Here is a 19,712-nt window from a genome sequence, read left to right on the forward strand (position 1 = left end):
GCTGCCGAGCCTGCGAGGCTGCGATAGGACCGCAGGTCCTCCAGCGGTCTCGAGATCCTTGCGCCTGCTGCGCAGTCGATCGCAGCCTCGCGGGCTCGGCAGCGGCTACAGGTCCGGCCATGCAGACAATGCAGTGCGTCTATTCCTGCAATCAGCGCTTGGCCGACAGCTCCATGATCATCCGCGCCAGCAGATAGATCCGTGGTGCCACGCTCTCGACTTCGGCGTATTCCTCGGGGGTGTGGATATTGCCGCCGACGATGCCGAAGCCATCCAGGGTCGGCGTGCCGACGCCGGCCGAGAGGCTGGAGTCCGCCGCCCCGCCGCTGCCCTCGATGGTCAGCTTGCGCCCCAGTTCGCCGTAGATGCCCTGGGCCATGGCCACTAGCGCATCGGACTTCTCGGTCTGCGGCATCGGCGGCAAACCGCGCTGCAAGGTGGTCTTGACTTCGGTGTCGGCGATCAGCTTGTTGGCCGAGACCCGCGCCAGATCTTTCTCGATGCGGTCGAACTCCTCCGGCACCGCCGCCCGCACATCTGCCTTGGCGGTGGCCTGGTCGGGAATCACATTGGTCCGGTCGCCGGCCTTGAGCACGGTGAAGTTGATGGTGGTTTTCTTCTCTTCATCCCCCAGCTTGCCCAGTTGCAGGATCTGGTGCGCCGCCTCCATCGCCGCGTTGCGCCCCAGCTCCGGCGCGACGCCTGCGTGAGCGGCCTTGCCCTTGACCTCCACCAGCGCCGTGGCGCTGCCCTTGCGCCACACCACCAGGCCATCGGCCGGGCGCCCCGGTTCCAGGTTCAAGGTCACGTCGTGGGCCTTGGCGGTTTTCTTGATCAGCTCGGTGGCGATCTCGGAACCGGTTTCCTCGCTGGCATCGAGCAGGAAGGTGATCTGTGCATAGTCCTTGAACTTGAGGTTATCCAGGACCTTCAGCGCGTAGATCCCGGCGACGATGCCGCCCTTGTCGTCCATCACTCCCGGGCCGTAGGCGCGACCGTCCTGGATACGGAACGGGCGCTCGGCCGCGGTGCCTTCCTTGAACACCGTGTCCATGTGCGCCATCAGCAGGATCCTGGCCTTGCCGGTGCCCTTGAGCGTGGCCAGCACATGGCTGCCGCCGGCCGTGCCGTTGGGGACTTTTTCGATGCTGGCGCCAAGCTTCTTCAGTTCGGCGATGGCGATGTCGCTCACCTGGTCCAGCCCCGCCTCGTAGCCGGAGCCCGAGTCGATATTCACCAGGCGCTCCAACAGTTTCAGGGCGTCGCCCTGGTATTGCTGCGCATCGTTCTGCACTTGTGGGTGGGGGGCGGCGCTGGCGTGGGTGGCCAGCAGGCCAAGGGCGAGGGTCAGGCCGATACGGGCGGCCAGCAATGAGCGAGGGGGAGTCTGCGTCATGAATCGGTCCTTGTTTCGTGTCGGAAGGTGCCCGCCCACCCTACCTGACAAATTCGCCCCCCTCCATGCTGGCGCAATGCTCTGCGAACGGCCTTACAAGGAGTTCAGCAGGACCTTCGACGAGCAGCCTCCGCGGCGGCAGCTGACCTTGTTGCGACCGGTGGTCTTGGCCTCGTACAAGGCCTGGTCGGCATCGTTCAACCAGTCCAGGGCATCGCTATGGTCCGGGGAATAGGCGGCCAGGCCGATGCTCAGGCTGACCTCCAGGGCCGGGCTCTGCTCATAGCCCAATCCGCCGAAACGGCAACGCAAAGCCTCCATCAGTTCGGCGGCATGCTCCAGCGGCACGTCCGGCAGGATCACGCAGAACTCGTCGCCGCCATAACGCCCGGCCAGGTCGCTGATCCGCAGGTTCTGCTTGAGCAGCTTGCTCAGCTGGCGCAACACGATGTCGCCGGCGACATGGCCGTAGGTGTCGTTGATGGCCTTGAAATGATCGATGTCGATCAGCGCGATGGCGCCGCCCTGGTTCGGGTTCGTCCCCTGGCGCCGGCAACGCTGGAACTCGATTTCCAGCTGGTCCTTCCAGGCCCCGTGGTTGAGCAGGCCCGACAGGCTGTCGGTACGGCTCAGGGCCAGCAATTCGCGCTTGTGCCGGGACAGGACATTGGCCTGCTGGTAGCAGATAAACCCCAGGGCCAGCGGATACAGGGTCAGCATCGGCAAGCAGGCATAAAGTTGCAGCGCACTGGTCTGGGCCTCGAACCCGATGCCGAACAGCAGCAGCCCGAGCGCGACCCCCAGCATCTGCGCCAGACAACCGGCCAGGAAAAAGGGCACGCCACCCAGGGCGATATTGTTCATCGCCATCAACGACAGGGTGGTGGTGGTCGGCAGCGGGTTGAAGTGCATGGCCGCCACCCAGAACCCACCGAGGAAGGCATCCACCAGCAGGTTGTGATGCTCGCCGCGAAACGGCACTGGCGAGCAGCGCGCCCACTGGTACGCCAGGTGCGGCCAGATGAAAGCGTTGAACGACATGAACGCCCAGACCCAGGGCGATGGATGCAGCGGGTATATGCCCGCGGCCACGCAGAAGAACCCCAGGGCCAACCCCAGAATTCGCGTTTTGTACAGCCTCCTGGCCAGTGAAAGTCCCTTTCCTCCGTTGTGCGGCGTCAAGGCCAAGTCGCCTCCGTTGAACGGTACGCAAGCCATGGAATGCGGTCGTGTTCAGAAGTCTATCAGCGCAACGGCAAATCGCCATCACCGCTCAGCCCCCGGAAAGCGCTGCGGGTTGCCTGAGTGAAAACCAGCGGATGCCATCGGTCCAGCTGCACGTAGCCACCCTGCCCGCCTGCATTCATTTGCAGAATGAAGTCCGGAAGAAACTTCGTTTGTCAGCACACCCCGCGCCAACCAGAATCAGGCCCAGCCAACACCGCTACCCTCTTTGTCTCACTACGCCGGGAATCCTTGTTTATGAGCCTGCAGAGCTTCGTCAGCCCAGACCTGATCCGCCAACGTTTTTCACGGGCGATGTCGGACATGTACCGCGAGGAAGTGCCGCTGTACGGTGCCCTGATGGAGCTGGTGACCCAGGTCAACGCCGGGGTCCTGGGCAGCGACGAGAGGATCGCCCGCCAGCTGCGCAGCACCGGCGAAATCCAGCGCCTGGACCTGGAGCGCCACGGCGCCATCCGCGTCGGCACCGCCACCGAACTGGCGACCCTGGGCCGCCTGTTCGCAGTAATGGGCATGCAGCCGGTGGGTTATTACGACCTCACCCCGGCCGGGGTGCCGGTGCATTCCACGGCCTTTCGCGCGGTGCACGAAAGCGCCCTGCAGGTCAGCCCGTTCCGGGTCTTCACCTCGCTGTTGCGCCTGGAACTGATCGACAACCCGCAGTTGCGTAGCTTCGCCGAATCGGTGCTGGCCCGCCGGAGCATTTTCACCCCGCGCGCCCTGGCCCTGATCGAACAGGCCGAAACCCAGGGCGGCCTCGACGACCGCGCCGCCGGGGAATTCGTCGAGCAGGCCCTGGAAACCTTCCGCTGGCACCACAGCGCCACGGTCACGGCCGGGCAGTACCAGCAACTGAGCGCCCAGCACCGGCTGATCGCCGACGTGGTGGCGTTCAAGGGGCCGCACATCAACCACCTGACGCCGCGTACCCTGGACATCGACCAGGTGCAAGCGCTGATGCCGGCCCGCGGCATCACGCCCAAGGCGGTGATCGAAGGCCCGCCGCGCCGGGAATGCCCGATCCTCTTGCGCCAGACCAGCTTCAAGGCGCTGGAGGAAGCCGTGGCCTTCACCGACCAGCCCGACAGCTGCGGCAGCCACAGCGCGCGCTTCGGCGAGATCGAACAGCGCGGCGCCGCCCTCACCCCCAAGGGCCGGGCGCTGTACGACCAGCTGTTGAACGCCGCCCGCGACGCCCTGGGGGACTTTCCCAACGAAGCCAATGCCCAGCGCTACAACACCCTGATGGCCGAACACTTCCGCGCCTTTCCCGATGACCACGAGGCCATGCGCGAACAGGGCCTGGCGTACTTCCGCTACTTCGCCAGCGAACAAGGCCTGGCCGCGCGCCAACAGGCGGATCGACCGACGAACCTGGAGGCGCTGATCCACGCCGGACATGTGCGGGCCGAGCCGCTGGTGTACGAGGACTTCCTGCCGGTCAGCGCCGCCGGGATCTTCCAGTCCAACCTGGGCGACGATGCGCAAAGCCATTACGCCGGCCACTCCAACCGGCAGGCTTTCGAGCGGGCCCTGGGGCGTCCGACCATCGATGAACTGCAGCTGTACGCCGATACCCAACAGCGCTCGCTCCAGGCATGCGCCGCGGCGCTGGGCCTGCCGGCGCTCTGATTCTCCGTCCCACAGCATCAGCCAGAACGGCTGATGCTGGCCCTTTCCCGCCCCCGCCGCCGGGCAATGGCTACAGGGTGTTTCGGCAGCCCTGATCGACAACATGCCGATACGAAACAGCCCGCCTCGCCCACTCCCCTCCTGCTTACCTTTCCATGACCCCTTCAAGCGCACCGTCAGTCGCCTGAGGGTCATCACTCCTTTCAATATTGTCTCTATATGGATACAGTCACTCATGGATTACGAGATCCTGCAGACGACCGCCTTTGCCCGATGGCACACCACGCTACGGGACCTGCGCGCCAGGATAGCCATCGCTCGGCGTATCGAGCGGGCTTCGGCGGGCAACCTGGGCGATGTGAAAAACCTCGGCGGCGGTCTCTCGAAAATGCGCGTGAATATGGGCGCCGGCTACCGCATCTCTTTCACGCTTCGCGGCAATACGCTGATCGTCCTGCTGCTGGGCGGCGACAAGTCCACCCAGCCTGCCGATATCTGCCAGGCCCGTTCCCTGGCCAAGGAGTTCTGATATGTCCGACACACTGCTTGCCTTCGACATCGCCACCCTGCTCGACAGCGATCAGGCGATCAGCGAATACCTGTCCCAGGTCCTGGCCGATGGCGATACCGATGAACTGATCCGCGCCCTGGGCCATGTCGCCAGGGCCCGGGGCATGACGCAGATTGCCAAGGCCACCGGCCAGGGCCGGGCCAGCCTCTACAAGGCTTTTGCCCCGGGTGCCAAGCCGCGCTTCGATACCGTGGTCAAGGTCATGCGCGCGCTGGGCCTGCAGCTGTGCACCACCGTGTCCCGAGGCTAAAGCCGACCCGGGCGGCAGGTAATGAAACAACAGGCTGTGTCGGTAAAGAGTCTTGCTGGAGAGAGCCGAGAGTGCTTGGCAACCGCTGGCAACAGGCGTCGAACCTGCGCGAGTCGCATGAACGCAATGGCGGAAATGGTGGGGCGGAAACCCCGAAGAGGGTGTTCGCCCAGTGCTCTGGCCTGGCAATCCATGCACCGGTAAAGAGCCCTTGCACCGGGCGAACGAGAACTATTTTAATCGAACGACAAAAGAAAGTCCGTGCACATATTCTGAAGAATTCTGAACACAAAGCTGGCGGAATTTTTTTTATTTCGCTCACCTTCGTTCAACTCCCCGCACGGACCTCCCGAGATCCGCGCGCCGGCCGCCACAACGACCAGCGCCCGGTCTCAATCAACCTTCGTGCTGCGTCGTAACTTGCAACACATCGGTGTAGGTCACCACCACGCTCTGGCCGACCTTGAGGTCTTTCAGCCGGGCCTGGACTTCCGGTTTTTCCACGGCCAGGACCTTCTTGTTACCCGCCGGCCCCTGGAAGGTCAGCTGATTGTTCTTCAGGTCGATGTCGGTGATCTTCAGTTGCACCTGCACCTGGCGATAGGCTTCGCCGCCCGGGTTGGGGTTGTCCTTGGTGGCGCGAATCACCCCGGTGCGCTCAGCGGAATCCGGCAGGCCTTTTTCCACATTGGTGTCCAGCACCGCCACCACCGCGTGAGTGACCCGCACATTGACCTGGTCGCCCACCTTCAAATGCCCCAGGTCCTTGGCCTGATCGCTGAGTTGCACATGCACCGGTTGGCCCTGCGCGCCTTCCAGCACCACGCGATGCTTGGCGGCATCCACGGAGAGCACTTTGGTCACCAGTTCATCGGCCTCCACGGTACCGGCCAACGGAATGTCGGCGGCGTAGGCATGCAGGCTGGCAGCAGACAACAGAGTGGCCAAGGCAACGGCTTTGGCCAGAGAGTGAAGCGGCTTCATAGAAGTTCATCCCTGTAATTGAAGACAAGACCCGCGCCGTTCAGGCGCGCGGTGCCGCTTGAGCATAGACGCGGTCCGGAACGACGTTGGTAACTTCAATCGATTTGTTGCACGCAGCCAGTCTCAGTAACCGGTCATCTCCAGATAACCGCTGCCCGCATGGCTGCCGCTCAATTGCACCGGCCCTTCCCAATAAGGAATGCGCAGGTTCATCCAGGCCTTGGGGTTGAGCGCCTCGGCATTGATATCCAAGCCGCGACCGGGAATGCGCAAACGCCAGCGGGTGGGCAATGTGCGCCCCGCCACCTTGGAGTCCTCCAGCGGGGTGAGCTGGATATCGTCCTTGTGCAGGATCTGGGTGCGGCCGTCGGGCTCGATCCAGGTGCCGGTGATGTAGGGCGGTTTGTGGTTTTCCCGCACGCGGAACAGCATCAGCCGTTCGCCGCTGTCCAGGTGCAGGGAGAACCAGTCCCACCCGCTCTGCCCGGCCGCCAGGGGCTGGCTGCTCCATTCGCGGTCGAGCCAGGCCGGGCCGCTGACCTGATAGGTCTGGCCGTCGATCTGCAGGCTGCCCTCGGCCTGGAAAAACGGCTGGCTGTAGTAATAGGACGCCTGGCCCTGCTCGGACTTGCGGCTGTAGCCCGCCTCGCCCTGGAGTACCAGGGGCCGGTCGCTGCGCAGTTGCAAGCGGTAGGCGAAACCCGCGCCGCTGGCTTGCAGTTGCATGTGCGCCAGCGGGTCGGCGTCGGCGGACTGGCTGCTGAAACTCCAGTCGTCGATCCAGGCCTTGAACGGCTGCGCGGTCACCCCGGCCTGCCCCACCCCGCCGCGGGCGTAACGTTCGGCGGCGTGATGGGCAGTGGCCGAAGTCGCCGCGGCGTGGCCCAGCCAGACATTCGGCGCCTGCCAGCCGGGCTGGTCGGGTTCGGCGCGCAAGGCGCTGCGAAACAGCGTCCACTGCACGCCGAAGCGCTGGCCGTCGCTGGCCCTGAGGTCGGCGGTGAGGTACCACCATTCGATGCGAAAACCGTCATGCACGCCATGGTCCGCCGGGAAGCTGAACACCCGCCCCGGCACCACCTGGGTGAACGCCGCGGCGTCCTCGCCCAGGCCGGCGAAACCTTGCGCCGGCTCGTCGCCTTTATCGCAACCGCACAGGGCCAACACCAGCAACAGGCCAGGCAGCCGTTCAATCTTCATGGGCGAAAGTCCTGAGCAGATCCGCCGGTTGGCTGCGATACAACCGCAGCAACGGCCAGGCCGAGGCAAGCAAGGTGGCCAATACCGCCAGGGCCAGCAGCTGCACCAGTTGCAACGGAAACACCCGCAACGGCAGGCGCCAGCCGAAGGCCTGGACATTGATCACCGTGTCCAGGCACCAGGCCAGGGCGATGCCCAGGGGCAGCGCCAGGAGCAAGGTCAGCAGCGCCAGCAGCCAGGTCTGCCCGAGGTTGAGCAGCATCAGCTGGCGCCGGCTCACCCCCAGCGCCCACAGCGGTGCGAGCTGGCCGAGGCGACTCTGGCTCTGGGTCAGCAGGCTGATAAACAGCGCCACCCCGGCCACCCCCAGGGTCAGGCTGTTGAGCGCGGCGGTGGCGGCGAAGGTGCGTTCGAATACCTGGCTCGACCAGCCCTTGAGCTGCGCCTGCTCGACCATGCGGCTGTCGTCGAGGCCAAAGCGCTGCTGCAAGGCACTGACCAGCGGCGCCACGACGGACGGCTCGATGCGCAGATTAAAGCGGTTGGGCGTCAACTGCGGCCAGTGCGCCAGCAAGTGCTCGGCATTCACCAGCAGATGGCCCCTGGGGTTGCCGTAGTCGGCATAGATCGCCACCACTTGCGGCGCCCAATGCCCCCCGGGCACAGGGATATCCAGCCGATCGCCCAGCCGCACCTTGAGCCGGCGCGCCGTCTGCTCGCTGAGCATCAAGGTGTCGGCGCTGGCCAGCTGGGTCCAGGGCTGCTCGCCCAGGGCTTCGAGCAAGGGCCAGTGCTGGCGGTAGCTGGCATGCTCGATCACCCCGTACAGGTCCGCCGGCCAGCCTTGCAGTTGCAGCGCCACCTGCCAGACCGGCAGCACCGCGGCAACGGCAGGCTGCTCGGGCAGCCAGCGTTGCAGCTCCCGCGCCTGCGCCGGGGTCTGCGGGTTGATGTACAGCTCGGCGCTCAGGCGTTGCTCGAGCCAGTCGGCGAAGGTCTGGCGAAAACCGGCGGTCATGCTGCCGGCGCCGATATTGGCGGCGAGCGCCAGCAGCAGCGCCATCAACGCCAGGCTCAGGGCCGGCAACTGCTGCCGGCAATCGGCGAGAAACCACTGCCCGAGCACCGAGCGGCTGCGCCCGAGCAGCGCGCTGAGCAACCCATTGAGCAATACCGGCAGGCCCAGGGCCGCGCCCAGCAGCAAGCCGGCCATCAGCACGAAACCGCTGCCCAGGCTGTCGCCCCAGGCCCAGGCCGCGCCCGCCAGTACGATCAGGGCCGTGGCGACCCAGGCCTGACGCCGCAGCCAGCGTGCATGCGCCTGATGCCAGGCCTGGGGATCGGCCAACGCCAGCAATGGCAAACGCGCCGCCCGCAGCAAACTGTTGGCGCCCGCTAGCAAGGCGCCGAGCAGGCTCAGACCGATGCCGCCCAACCACCACCCGGGGCTCAGGCTCAACTGCCCCGCCACCTCGGCGCCATACAGGCCGCGCAGGCTGGCGGCGACATCCGGCAGCAGCACGCTGGCCAGCAGGTAGCCGCTAAGCACCCCGGCCAGCCCACCGAGCAAGGCCAGGCCACCGAGTTCGACACACAGGCAGGCGATCAGCATCCGCGCGCTGACCCCGCAGGCGCGCAGGGTCCGCAGCAGGCCACGCCGCTGCTCCAGGGCCAGGCCGATGGCGGCGTGCACGATAAACAGGCCGACCAGGAACGACAGGAAACCCAGGGCATCGAGGTTCAGGTGAAAGCTCTCGGTCAGGCGCGCCAGATCGTTTTCCTCACTGCCGCGCTTGAGCACCAGCAGGCTCTTGAACGCATCGGGCAAGGTCGGCGCGCTGGCGGCGAAATCCGCCGGCAACAGCAGCCGTGAGATCTGCTGCGGCAAGCCCAGCAGCGGCTGGGCAAACCCGATATCCACCAGCAGCAGCCCCGGCGCCATGTCCGCCTGGCTGTGCAGCGGTGGCAGTGACTGGCCGCTCGCGGTCACCGGCCGATCGCCTTCGCGGTAGCCGAGGGCTTCCAGGGTTTGCGGGGCAATCCAGGTGCTGCCCGGTGGGCTGACGAGTTCGACCATGCGCGCGGAGTCCAGCACCTGGCCGGCGACCGCCGCACCGGCCGGCAACGACAGCGGCTCGATCCCGAGCAATTGCAGGCGCTGCTGTGCATGGCCCTTGAGCGTCAGCCGGCCTTGCACCACCGGCGACACCGGCCAGCCGGCCCGGCGCAGGCCGACGAACAGGTCCTGGGAAAACGGCGCACCATTGGCCGTGGCCAGGCTGGCCTGGGGCGCGCCGCCGATCAACTGGCTGGCCTTGGCGTAACTGTCCCGCGCCTGGCTGTTGAGCGCCTGCACCCCGGTCAACAGGCTGGTGGCCAGCCACAGCCCGGTCAGCACACTGAAGAACTGCACCGGGTGCCGCCGCCAATGGCTGAGCAGCGCCCGCAGGCTGTGCCAGAACACCCGCACCTCAGTGCTCGCCCGCGCCGGCCAGACGCCCGCCATGCAGCAGCGCGATTCGCCCCAGGCGACTGGCTACACGCTGGCTGTGGGTGACCATCAACAGGCTGGTGGGGGTCTCGGCCAATAGCTCCAGCAACAGCTGCAGCACGTCGTCGCTGGTGGCTTCGTCGAGGCTGCCGGTGGGTTCATCGGCCAACAGCAGCCGCGGTTTGCCGGCCAGGGCGCGACCCAGGGCCACCCGCTGTTGCTGACCGCCGGACAGTTGCTCCGGGTAACGCCGCAGCAGATCGCCCAGGCCCAGGCGCTCCACCAACTGCGCCTGCCAACGCCCATCGAAACGCCCGGCCAGCCGCGCCTGGAACCCCAGGTTGTCCTCCACCCGCAGGCTGCCGATCAGGTTGAACTGCTGGAACACCAACCCGACTTCGGTGCGCCGCCAGTTGGCCAGCTGATTTTCGTTCATCCGCTCCAGCTGCTGCCCGCCGATGCGGATGCTGCCGCCATCGACCTTGTCCAGGCCGGCGATCAGATGCAGCAAGGTGCTCTTGCCACTGCCCGACTCGCCCATCAGCGCCAGGCTGCCGCCCTGCTCCAGATGCAGGTCGACCCCCTGCAACACCATCAACGGGCCCTGGGGCGTGGCGTAGCTTTTGCGGACGGCGTGTACATCGAGCATGGGTGGGCTCTGGCAACGGAAGGAAGGCTCAAGGATAGCGCTTGTCAGAGCACGAGGGTTTGCGCGCGCAACTCCGCCCAGGGTTCGACCTGCGCTCAGCGGTATTAAAACGGACTGTTCGAACCGCGGATGGGCAGTGGCTGCCCATCCTGGCTAAAAGCGACCCATGGAAGTGACTGCGACGCCGCGGCGGCCTGCTGGGTGAACCCTGTCCGGCGCAGCGTCGTTCCCGCAGGCCTGCTCCGTGAGCAAGCCTTTGTCGGTGGTCGTTACTTCGGTTGCTCCACGGTGCGCAGATAGGGCTTCAACGTCTTGAAGCCTTGCGGGTATTTCTTCCGGGCGTCCTCGTCGGATACCGAGGTAGGAATGATCACGTCCTCGCCTGGGCGCCAGTTCACCGGGGTGGCGACGGTGTGCTTGGCATTCAGTTGCAGGGCATCGAGCAGGCGCAGCACTTCATCGAAATTGCGCCCGGCGCTCATCGGGTAGACCAGCATGGCCTTGACCTTCTTGTCCGGGCCGATGATGAACACCGAACGCACGGTGGCGTTGTCCACAGCGGTGCGCGCGCCACCACTGGCATTGGGGTGGATCATGTCGTAGAGCTTGGCCACCACCAGGTTTTCGTCACCGATCATCGGGTAGTTGACCGCATGCCCCTGGGTCTCCTGGATGTCGCCGACCCAGGCCTTATGGTCGCTGACCGGGTCGATGCTGAGCCCGACAATCCGGGTATTGCGTTTGTCGAACTCCGGCTTGAGCCTGGCCATATAACCGAGCTCGGTGGTGCACACCGGGGTGAAGTCCTTCGGGTGGGAGAACAGGATTGCCCACTTATCGCCGATCCACTCGTGGAAGTGCAGCGGACCTTCGGTCGTGTCGGCAGTGAAATCGGGTGCTTCGTCGCCAATGCGGATTGCCATGGTTGGTCTCCTTGCAGTGACTGGGAGGGGTAGTTGTCAGGGAACTGACGGCTGTTGCGGCGGCGTTCGGGTACGGCTGAACCTGTCGGCGCGAATGAGTATAGGAGACACATCAGGCAAGGCGAGCGCAGACAAAAAAGCCCGGCAGTGTCGCACTGCCGGGCTTTGGTCTCAGGGTAGGCCTTCAAAACCGGTAGTTGGCGCTCAGCTCCAGGGTCCGTGGCGCGCCCGGCGTGATCAGGTCCACCGAGCCATGCGCCGAGGCGTAATAGTCCTTGTCGAAGACGTTACGCAGGCGCAGGGTCATGTCCCATTTCGGCAGGTTGTACAGCAAGGCCGAGCCGCCGATAGCGTTCGTCGTAGCCCTGCCGGCTGAAACCCTCGAGGCCCAAAGGCAGCCCATAAGCCAGCGCCGCCCCTATCGGCCAGGGGCGACGAACTATTAGTATTGCGGCCCTTTTCTTCATCGCAGGACGCACAGATGAACTACACCCAGGCCCAATTGAAATACCGGCTGGCCATCGCCGCAGGCGCATTGCTGTTTACCGGCGCCTTGATCTCCACCGTGTTTTCCACCCTGAAAATGCTCCACTGGCGCCTGGACAGCTACACCACCGCCGCGGCGACCATCAACCGCCCGATCAAGAACTTCATGTTCACCGTCTACGAAAACACCCGCCCCCTGGACTGGTTCTGGGACAACAGCCCAACCCCCGACTTCATCCGCCTGAGCAACCCGCCCCACTGGAAATTCCTGGTGATCTACCTGCTGATCTTCATCGGCGCCGCCCTGTTCACCTGGGGCCGGACCCTGATGCGCAAAGTCGAGGAAGTCGAACCCCTGATCCAGGCCCGGCTCAATGCCCCAGCGGAGGAAGGTGTCGCGGTCATGACGTTGCAGCAACTGGAAGACTCGACTCCGGTGGAGGCCGTGCCTTCGTTCTTTTCGCAGGTTCGGGTGCTTTGTGTGCTGCCGGTGGGGATTGGGGTGGTTTATTTGGGGGTGTTGTGGGTGTTGCGGATTTTGTGAGGCCGGTGATGGTGGGTTAAGTTTTCGGGCTTGATGGTAGATATCCGTGGGTTCGCTAAATCAAGGAGATCTTTTCAGAGCGCTTCTAATGTATGAAATTGCCAGAGAAGCAAAACCACAAAGTAGTCCACATTCGGTGATGATCATAATCGGCAGCAAACGGCCAAAAGCTGTCAGTCAGAGGTGCAAGACTCGGGTTATAGCCCACCTATTTTTTGGCAGGCAAACTGCTTTGAGACTGTGCGGATTTGTGTCAGGCAAAAAATTGGACGGAGCGACATCATATTGCTATCTTTCTTCAAGATTTGAGCTCAGAGTAAAAATGTAATATTGGAATTGGTCTCCTCGGCAGGCCACGTCTGCATGCAATAAGCTCTTTGGGATGGAGCCAATGTATAAAGCAAACCAATGGAATGTTGCCCGTGACGAATATCAATCTCATCTTTCCTGAGTCATCTCCGGCCGAGCTTTGGATCGATATCAATCGACCTTTATCACTTTCTATTCAAGCTGAATTGATTCATCGAGGGTACGAGTTGCGGCAGGTGGACGCGGGCTTTCAGGCGCTCTGTTCAAAAAAATCGAACACTCACAAGTTTAACGAGCTTTTGACGCAATTATTGGATGACGAAGTTACTCGTAGGAAAATTCCACCCAACAACTTAGTGCGGTTGGATATGTTTGTTGGGGTCTCTGAATGAACGCTAACATCATTGTGGGAGACCTGCTGCCATTCGGTTTTCATCGATTCGACGATCAGTCCGTTATAGCTGTTAGTGCTGCAGGTGATCATGCCTTTTTGACGCAACAGGAATTGTTGAATCTAGTTCAAGCACCTGAAAAACTAGAGCTCAAAAAGCGCGCCGAACTACAATCTAAGTATTTTCTAACCGGGAAAAACTCTTTCGGAACTCAAGAACTATTACGATCACGAATAGCAGCCCGAAAAGAAACTGTATTGGCAGGTCAGTCACTGCATATAATTGTGCCTACCCTTCAGTGCGAACATTCTTGTCAATACTGCCAAGTCAGCAGACGCCTTGAAGATGTAGGGCACTCAATGACCCCAACTCAGATTGATGATGCTTGCGCGACTATTTTTCAAAGTCAGGCCGATGCTCTGACAATTGAGTTTCAAGGTGGCGACCCGTTGCTCCGTTTCGATCTTATTCAACGAGCAGTTGATCTTATTCAAAAAATGAATCTGCAACACAAGCGCCGTATTCGTTTCGTGGTCACATCAACATTGCACCAGTTAACCGTTGGGATGTGTGAGTATTTTAGAAGTAATCAGGTCTACCTCTCAACGAGCCTTGACGGCCCGGCAACGTTGCACAATAAAAACCGCCCATTACCATCGCGTGATTCGCATGCCCGGACTTTAGCAGGAGTCGAACTGGCACGGAGTATCATGGGCCCACAAGCGGTTGCAGCATTGATGACTACAACTAAAGCCTCTCTTGCGTACCCTGAGGCCATTGTGGACGAGTATGTAAAAAATGGATTCACCGAAATTTTCATGCGACCTTTAAGCTTGTATGGATTTGCCAAGCGCAACATCAAGCATTTGGGATACACCCTTCCAGAGTTTACAAACTTTTATCAGAAAGCTTTGCATCGTGTCTTAGAATGGAACGCCAGAGGTACTGAGTTACGCGAAGGTACCGCCGCACTAATTTTTAACAAGCTTTTATCACCTTTCGATGCGGGTTATGTCGACTTGCAAAGCCCGACAGGGTCGGGTCTTGCTGTTCTGGTCTACAACTACGACGGTTATGTCTATCCCAGCGACGAGGCCCGGATGCTTGCCGAAACGGGAGATTGCTCTTTACGTTTAGGTTCTATTGGTGACTCTCTTGCACAGTTAATGACTTCTCCTGTCATGAGGCAGCTGATAGAAACAAGTATTTCTACTAAAGCGGTGGGCTGTGAAACTTGCGCATTCAATAGTTTTTGCGGGCCTGATCCAGTGGGGGCGCAAGCCGAATTTGGCGACATGAGGGCTGTTGCTTTGCTTACTGAACACTGCAAACGACATAAATGGCTTTTCGAATACTTTTTTCATAAGTTACGAGGTGCCGACGACGATTTTCTCGATATTGCCTACCGCTGGGCTCACCCCGCTGGACATTCTAATGCGTAAGGTCCGTGTACAAACGCATGGCGTTGAATATCGAACAGTAGCTAGAGTCATTTCCCTCGATAATTTGAGCGCGCAGTGGCGACCCGAATTGAGATTTTTAGTGAGGGCCGCAGATGTGGAGGGGATCACCAAAGTTGCGCAACTGCGTAGTGCTGGGCTAACCAACCTGATTTTACTGACACCTAATCTCTATGCTGCAGGCCAATGGCAGTCGGAAACCGTAGTTGAAACCGATGGCATTCTGATGGACGAAGACGTAGTAGCCGTTGCCGACCACATGAATCACGCGCATGTCTTATTTCGGTATACGGACCAGCACCACACTGTTTTCCTCACCAATCGGTGCAATAGCTATTGCCTCATGTGCTCGCAGCCCCCGACAAAACATGATGATAGCTGGCTGGTAAGCGAGGCAGTAGAAGTCGCCAATCATATAGCTAGCTCTCCGTATACATTGGGATTTTCCGGAGGAGAGCCTTTGTTGTTGGGCGAGCATCTGCGTCTAGTGCTTGATACCTTTGCTCATCAACATCCTAGCACTCGGTACGACGTGTTGAGCAACGGAAGGCTGTTAGCTGATCCGATCTATGCTGAGCGCATGTTAAAGGGGCTGGGTGAGCGCGTGACATGGATGGTACCGCTCTATGGACATGCTGACTTTCTACATGACTTTGTCGTTCAGAGTCCGGGGGCATTTGAGGAGACACTGGCGGGTCTACTGAATCTTCGTCGATTTGGGCAAGCCGTTCAGCTGAGAATCGTGCTGATTCGCCCTGTTTTGGAAAACCTTGCAGCGCTTTGCGAATTCATTGGTCGTAATTTGCCTTTCGTCCGTGAGGTCGCATTAATGGCATGTGAACCCGTTGGCTTTGCTTTGGCTAACCCCGAACTGACCGACATTGACCTTCGAGACTGGAGCGCGGAACTCAGTCACGGTTTTAGGACACTGAAGCGAGCGAAGGTACCTGCCATTTTGATGAATGCTCCACTCTGCGCTCTGCCACAAACTCTATGGCCGTATGCACACAAAAGCATCTCCGATTGGAAACGTACGTTTGCTGAGGACTGTGCTACTTGCAGAGTGAAAACAGATTGTGCAGGGCTTTTTTCATGGCATCACCCAGATAAACATTCGATGAAAATCCAAAAAATTGAAGGGATTATCAATGTCTAAATTCATCACTTCGCTTTCAGCATTCGTCGCCGGGACTTCTATGGTGAACACTGATGTGCAAGCCCTGGAGCAGGGACTGAAGGACCCTTTCGCCAGCAGACTCGATCCGGTCAGCTTACGTCCGCTTAACATGCCAGGCGACAACCTATACGCCGCTCATCGATCCCACTCGTCACATTCCTCGCATTCATCTCACAGTTCAGGAAGCGGTTCTTACTCTGCTCCAAGCCGGACTTACACTGCTCCAAGTAAGACTTATTCCCCCCCTAGTCCTGCCTATTCAGCACCAAAAACGCCTTACTCGAGCAACTTTGGAACGAACGGCTCGAACAGTCTTGGTGGTTCCACCGGTAGCCGAAATCCTGTAGACGCAGGAAGACCTTCGACAGTCAGCCCCATCGGCTCAGATTTTGACCCTAATAATAAAAAACTCATGGAGTTAATTCGGCGCGTACAGATGGGTTTGATTATCAAAGGTTATGAGCCTGGCACCATAGACGGCGTGATGGGCGAGCAAACTCGTGTGGCACTGAAATTATTCCAGTCTCATAACCACTTGCCTGTAGATGGTATGATGGGTACGCAAACACTGAACGCCTTAGGCGTGATTGTTCCCAAATGAATCGCAAGGTCTATAGAAATATTCGACTTTGGGCTCCCGTGATATGTGTGATCGGACTGTGCTTCATTGTCTTCCATGATTATGTTCGACCGCTTATCGCCGAATATAGTCATGGTGATGAGTACAAGCGACTCGCTTTAGAGTGCGACTTGGCTATGCATGAGGAAGCTGCCCTACGGGACTTGATCGGAAATGATCCATACACAGAACGTCTCAGGTTAAGTGCAGACGTTGGGATGATTGTCTGTCACGAATACGACTTACTCCGTAAAAAGCTATTAATTAATGGATTATCAGAAGACCGACTGGCGATGTTAGGCCTGGAGGTACTTGAAGTAGAACAAATCACGGTACAGCAGATGGTCGATGCTCATCGCATGGATAGATTTTAATATGAGAAAGTTGGTTCTTACGTATTTTATTTTCCTTTCTTCGATTAGCCATCTGCAGGCGTCACAACTTAGTCATGAAGATCAACTTCTGAGGAAGGTGCTCGCTGCATACCGGGTTGAGCCCATGACCACCAGGACGTTGTCCATGGGGCCGAAGGAAAAGTTAGGGCAGATGCTGTTTTTTGACCCCATTATGGGCGGGCCAAACAACACGACTTGTGCGACTTGTCACGTCCGAAGCAAAGGCAGTGTTGACGGGTTGCCTATGGCCGTGGGTATCGGCTCAAGCGGAGTGGGAGAACAAAGGCTTAAATCTCCAGAAGCCTTCGTCGTACCGAGAAATGTGCTCCCTTTTTTTAATCGTGGAAAGAGCGAATTTACCGCTTTATTTTGGGACGGACGAGTACAGATGGGCGAAAATGGGAGTTTTGAATCGCCTATGGGTAATAAATTGCCTAAGGGATTTGAAAATCTACTTGCCGTCGCAGCAAGCTTTCCCCAAGTGGAACCTGATGAAATGCTGGGCCGATCTGGACGCCGCGGGGGTGAGAGTGAAACCACCTACCATGCGGATCTAGTCGACATAACAGTCGACCCTGACAATTTTCAAGAGCGGACTCTGAATGTATATAGTAATTTGGTTAAACGCTTACTAGGCACTTCGGTCGCCTCGACCACTATGCAATCAGAATATAGAAAACTCTTCCAGTCAGCTTATCCGGATACAAGCGAGTTTAATATTACTCATGTTGGCAATGCCTTGGCAGCATACATTTCCTTAGCGTTTCAGCTTAAACCAGCAGCTTGGGATATGTATGTAGGAGGAGAAATCGCAGCTTTATCCCAGCAGCAAAAAAAAGGAGCGATGATTTTCTTCGGCAAAGGGCGCTGCGCGGTTTGTCATACAGGTGAGGAGTTCTCGGACTTTAAATATCACGGACTTGCCGTGCCGCAACTCGATGTTGGCAAGCACGGAGGTTATTTAGATTATGGAAGGGCAAAAGCGACGGGGTTGGCCATAGATCGCTTTCAATTTCGCACTCCACCGCTACGTAATGTCACGCGAACTGGGCCATGGGGGCACAACGGGGTATTCGCATCCTTGGAAGAAGTCATTAGTCATCACTTCAACCCCATTCCATTAATGTTTGCCGCACAGAAAGGTCGACCTCGCGAAGCGGAACTCGCGGGGCGGCTGCTGAGGTACCGCTCCCCCATCCTTGCCGAGATCTACCCGATGGCGCCAAACGACGTGCAGGCAGTCGTTGCGTTTCTAGAGGCACTGCAATCAGACCCTATATTGTCAACGGATGAAGCACTGCCTAAATCAGTACCCTCTGGGATGAATCAGTTCATTGTTGAGTGAGTCGCGCAATATCGTGAACACATAGAATGACTGCTTTTGGCCCAGGCCGTGTAAAAACGCAGCGGGCGATGGATAGCTGGATATTGGATTGTTTTAGCGGCGCCCAGAGGCCCTACAGGCTCCTGGTGTGTCGATCCGATGTATTCAGCCAATTCGGGCAAGTGTGGATCTGCGATGCTTGGCGATGAGTTCAACGATCTGCCAATGGGGTTTCAGACCCTCATCGCAGCCATCAGCGCACCATTACCCAGCAGATTCAGCACCCGTTTGAAGTTGTAGGCGAGCACATGCAGGCTCATTTCCGTGCTCACCCGGTCGAGCGTTCGGGTGAGGAAATGAGTAGCGCCCATCCAGGCCTTCAACGTGCCGAATGGATGCTCCACCGTCTGACGGCGGATGCGCATCATCTCCGGTGCCTGATCCAGACGAGTCTGCATCGCATCGAGCACCGACTCATGCTCCCAGCGACTCACCCGGCGCTGTGCGCTCGGTGTGCACTGATCTTTCAACGCACACCTTTGGCAGTTCGAGCTCCAGTAACGGTGCAGCTTTAGTCCTTTCTCGACGTGTGAGAAGCGCCAGATCAGGCTTTGCCCTGCCGGGCAACGGTACTCGTTCCTTGCTGCGTCATAGACGAAGTCACCTTTGCCAAAGCGGCCAGCCGCTGTCGCCCCCGAAGTCAGCGTCTTGGGCACGAAAGCCGTGATGCCAGCTTCGTGGCAGGCGAGGATTTCCTCGCTCTTGAAATAGCCTCGGTCAGCGACCACCGAGAGCGCTTCCACGCCCATCGCTTCCCGCGACTGCATGGCCATGCTACTCAGTTGGTCACGGTCGACGCCGTCGTTGGTGACTTCGTGCGTCACGATCAGGTGATGCTTCGTATCGACCGCAGCTTGGACGTTGTAACCAACCATCCCGGTGCCGCGCGTCATCATCGAGCGTGCATCTGGATCGGTCAGGGAGATCTGCTTGTCCGGGGCGCTCTGAAGCTGGATCTCGATGGCCTGGAGTTCCTGCATCTTCACTTTTAACGCCGCGATCTTGCTGTGCAGTCGCTCGACCTTGGCTTGTGCCACGGCAGGCTCCTGCCGATCGGCAGTGTCCAGGGCGGTGAGGTAGCGGTTGATGCTGGATTCGATTTCCTCCATCCGCCGTTGCAACTTGGCACTGGTGAAGTTGCGATCACGATTGTTGACCGCCTTGAACTTGCTGCCGTCGATAGCCACCAGCGCTTCGGCGAACAGACCGAGCTGCTGGCACAGCACGACAAACTGCCGACAAACGCCGCGGATCGCCTTACCGTTGTCCTTGCGGAAGTTGGCAATGGTCTTGAAGTCCGGCATCAGGCGCCCGGTCAACCACATCAGCTCGACGTTGCGCTGGGTCTCTCGCTCAAGGCGGCGACTGGACTGGATGCGATTGAGGTAGCCGTAGATGTAGATCTTCAGCAGGACGGCAGGATGGTAAGCAGGCCTACCAGTTTCTGCGGGGACAACGCCCTCGAAACCGAGTTGACCAAGATCGAGTTCATCGACGAAGACATCGACCACACGCACCGGGTTGGTGTCCGCCACGTAGTCATCCAGGCTCTCGGGAAGCAACACACTTTGGCCTCGATGCTCTCCCTGGATAAAACGCTTCATC

Annotated in this window: 19 protein-coding genes; 10 read left to right on the forward strand and 9 right to left on the reverse strand. The window is 59.7% G+C overall.

The window, feature by feature from the left end:
- Positions 1-151 precede the first annotated feature (151 nt).
- Positions 152-1,396 (reverse strand): M20/M25/M40 family metallo-hydrolase, encoded by a 1,245-nt coding sequence (locus PMI20_RS19310; protein ID WP_007923535.1) that lies wholly within the window; start codon positions 1,394-1,396, stop codon positions 152-154.
- 93 nt (positions 1,397-1,489) lie between these two features.
- Positions 1,490-2,614, reverse strand: a complete 1,125-nt coding sequence (locus PMI20_RS19315; protein WP_052034467.1) for a diguanylate cyclase — start codon at positions 2,612-2,614, stop codon at positions 1,490-1,492.
- A gap of 264 nt (positions 2,615-2,878) precedes the next feature.
- Here PMI20_RS19315 and hglS point away from each other — a divergent pair, with 264 nt between their 5' ends.
- The 3 genes from hglS (at position 2,879) to PMI20_RS19330 (ending at position 5,094) form a co-directional block, all read left to right on the forward strand.
- Positions 2,879-4,273 (forward strand): 2-oxoadipate dioxygenase/decarboxylase HglS, encoded by a 1,395-nt coding sequence (hglS, locus tag PMI20_RS19320; RefSeq protein ID WP_007923533.1) that lies wholly within the window; start codon positions 2,879-2,881, stop codon positions 4,271-4,273.
- 235 nt (positions 4,274-4,508) lie between these two features.
- On the forward strand, positions 4,509-4,802 hold the full coding sequence (locus PMI20_RS19325) for a type II toxin-antitoxin system RelE/ParE family toxin (RefSeq protein ID WP_007923532.1): 294 nt from the start codon (positions 4,509-4,511) through the stop codon (positions 4,800-4,802).
- Position 4,803: 1 nt separating this feature from the next.
- Positions 4,804-5,094, forward strand: coding sequence for an addiction module antidote protein (locus PMI20_RS19330; protein ID WP_007923531.1), 291 nt, complete (start codon positions 4,804-4,806; stop codon positions 5,092-5,094).
- 396 nt (positions 5,095-5,490) lie between these two features.
- On the opposite strand, the gene PMI20_RS19335 is transcribed toward PMI20_RS19330, so the two are convergent.
- The 6 genes from PMI20_RS19335 to PMI20_RS19360 form a co-directional block, all read right to left on the reverse strand.
- The gene (locus PMI20_RS19335; RefSeq protein ID WP_007923530.1) at positions 5,491-6,078 is read right to left on the reverse strand and encodes a hypothetical protein; all 588 of its coding nucleotides are present in this window, start codon (positions 6,076-6,078) and stop codon (positions 5,491-5,493) included.
- A gap of 123 nt (positions 6,079-6,201) precedes the next feature.
- Positions 6,202-7,278: a lipocalin-like domain-containing protein gene (locus PMI20_RS19340; RefSeq protein WP_007923529.1), complete on the reverse strand. Its 1,077-nt coding sequence runs from the start codon at positions 7,276-7,278 to the stop codon at positions 6,202-6,204.
- A complete protein-coding gene (locus PMI20_RS19345; RefSeq protein ID WP_007923522.1) occupies positions 7,268-9,784 on the reverse strand; it encodes an FtsX-like permease family protein in 2,517 nt (838 codons plus the stop codon). The genes PMI20_RS19340 and PMI20_RS19345 overlap by 11 nt, the downstream gene beginning before the upstream one ends.
- The gene (locus tag PMI20_RS19350; protein ID WP_007923520.1) at positions 9,750-10,418 is read right to left on the reverse strand and encodes an ABC transporter ATP-binding protein; all 669 of its coding nucleotides are present in this window, start codon (positions 10,416-10,418) and stop codon (positions 9,750-9,752) included. Before PMI20_RS19350 ends, PMI20_RS19345 begins: the two co-directional genes overlap by 35 nt.
- A gap of 269 nt (positions 10,419-10,687) precedes the next feature.
- A complete protein-coding gene (locus tag PMI20_RS19355) occupies positions 10,688-11,341 on the reverse strand; it encodes a peroxiredoxin (RefSeq protein WP_007923518.1) in 654 nt (217 codons plus the stop codon).
- Positions 11,342-11,525: 184 nt separating this feature from the next.
- Positions 11,526-11,675, reverse strand: a complete 150-nt coding sequence (locus tag PMI20_RS19360) for a hypothetical protein (protein WP_349775296.1) — start codon at positions 11,673-11,675, stop codon at positions 11,526-11,528.
- Between the two features lie 147 nt (positions 11,676-11,822).
- On the opposite strand from PMI20_RS19360, the gene PMI20_RS19365 reads away from it, so the two are divergent.
- The 7 genes from PMI20_RS19365 to PMI20_RS19395 all read left to right on the forward strand — a co-directional run bounded on the left by PMI20_RS19365 (position 11,823) and on the right by PMI20_RS19395 (position 18,068).
- On the forward strand, positions 11,823-12,371 hold the full coding sequence (locus PMI20_RS19365) for a YniB family protein (protein ID WP_007923514.1): 549 nt from the start codon (positions 11,823-11,825) through the stop codon (positions 12,369-12,371).
- Positions 12,372-12,793: 422 nt separating this feature from the next.
- Entirely contained in the window at positions 12,794-13,072 is a 279-nt protein-coding gene (locus tag PMI20_RS19370) for a hypothetical protein (RefSeq protein WP_157173142.1), read from the forward strand.
- On the forward strand, positions 13,069-14,514 hold the full coding sequence (gene hxsB / locus PMI20_RS19375) for a His-Xaa-Ser system radical SAM maturase HxsB (protein ID WP_081502425.1): 1,446 nt from the start codon (positions 13,069-13,071) through the stop codon (positions 14,512-14,514). The genes PMI20_RS19370 and hxsB overlap by 4 nt, the downstream gene beginning before the upstream one ends.
- Positions 14,507-15,688 carry a His-Xaa-Ser system radical SAM maturase HxsC gene (gene hxsC, locus PMI20_RS19380; RefSeq protein ID WP_007923510.1) on the forward strand — a complete coding sequence of 394 codons (1,182 nt, stop codon included), beginning with the start codon at positions 14,507-14,509 and terminating at the stop codon, positions 15,686-15,688. The genes hxsB and hxsC overlap by 8 nt, the downstream gene beginning before the upstream one ends.
- Positions 15,681-16,310: a His-Xaa-Ser repeat protein HxsA gene (hxsA, locus tag PMI20_RS19385; RefSeq protein WP_007923508.1), complete on the forward strand. Its 630-nt coding sequence runs from the start codon at positions 15,681-15,683 to the stop codon at positions 16,308-16,310. The genes hxsC and hxsA overlap by 8 nt, the downstream gene beginning before the upstream one ends.
- Complete coding sequence (locus PMI20_RS19390) at positions 16,307-16,702, forward strand: TIGR03982 family His-Xaa-Ser system protein (RefSeq protein WP_157173141.1); 396 nt, start codon at positions 16,307-16,309, stop codon at positions 16,700-16,702. The genes hxsA and PMI20_RS19390 overlap by 4 nt, the downstream gene beginning before the upstream one ends.
- The gene (locus PMI20_RS19395; RefSeq protein WP_238543410.1) at positions 16,677-18,068 is read left to right on the forward strand and encodes a His-Xaa-Ser system-associated MauG-like protein; all 1,392 of its coding nucleotides are present in this window, start codon (positions 16,677-16,679) and stop codon (positions 18,066-18,068) included. Before PMI20_RS19390 ends, PMI20_RS19395 begins: the two co-directional genes overlap by 26 nt.
- Positions 18,069-18,280: 212 nt before the next feature.
- Here PMI20_RS19395 and PMI20_RS19400 read toward each other — a convergent pair whose 3' ends face one another.
- A complete protein-coding gene (locus PMI20_RS19400; RefSeq protein WP_007930624.1) occupies positions 18,281-19,711 on the reverse strand; it encodes an IS1182 family transposase in 1,431 nt (476 codons plus the stop codon).
- Position 19,712: the final 1 nt, after the last annotated feature.

Source organism: Pseudomonas sp. GM17 (assembly GCF_000282175.2).
Lineage (GTDB): Bacteria > Pseudomonadota > Gammaproteobacteria > Pseudomonadales > Pseudomonadaceae > Aquipseudomonas > Aquipseudomonas chlororaphis.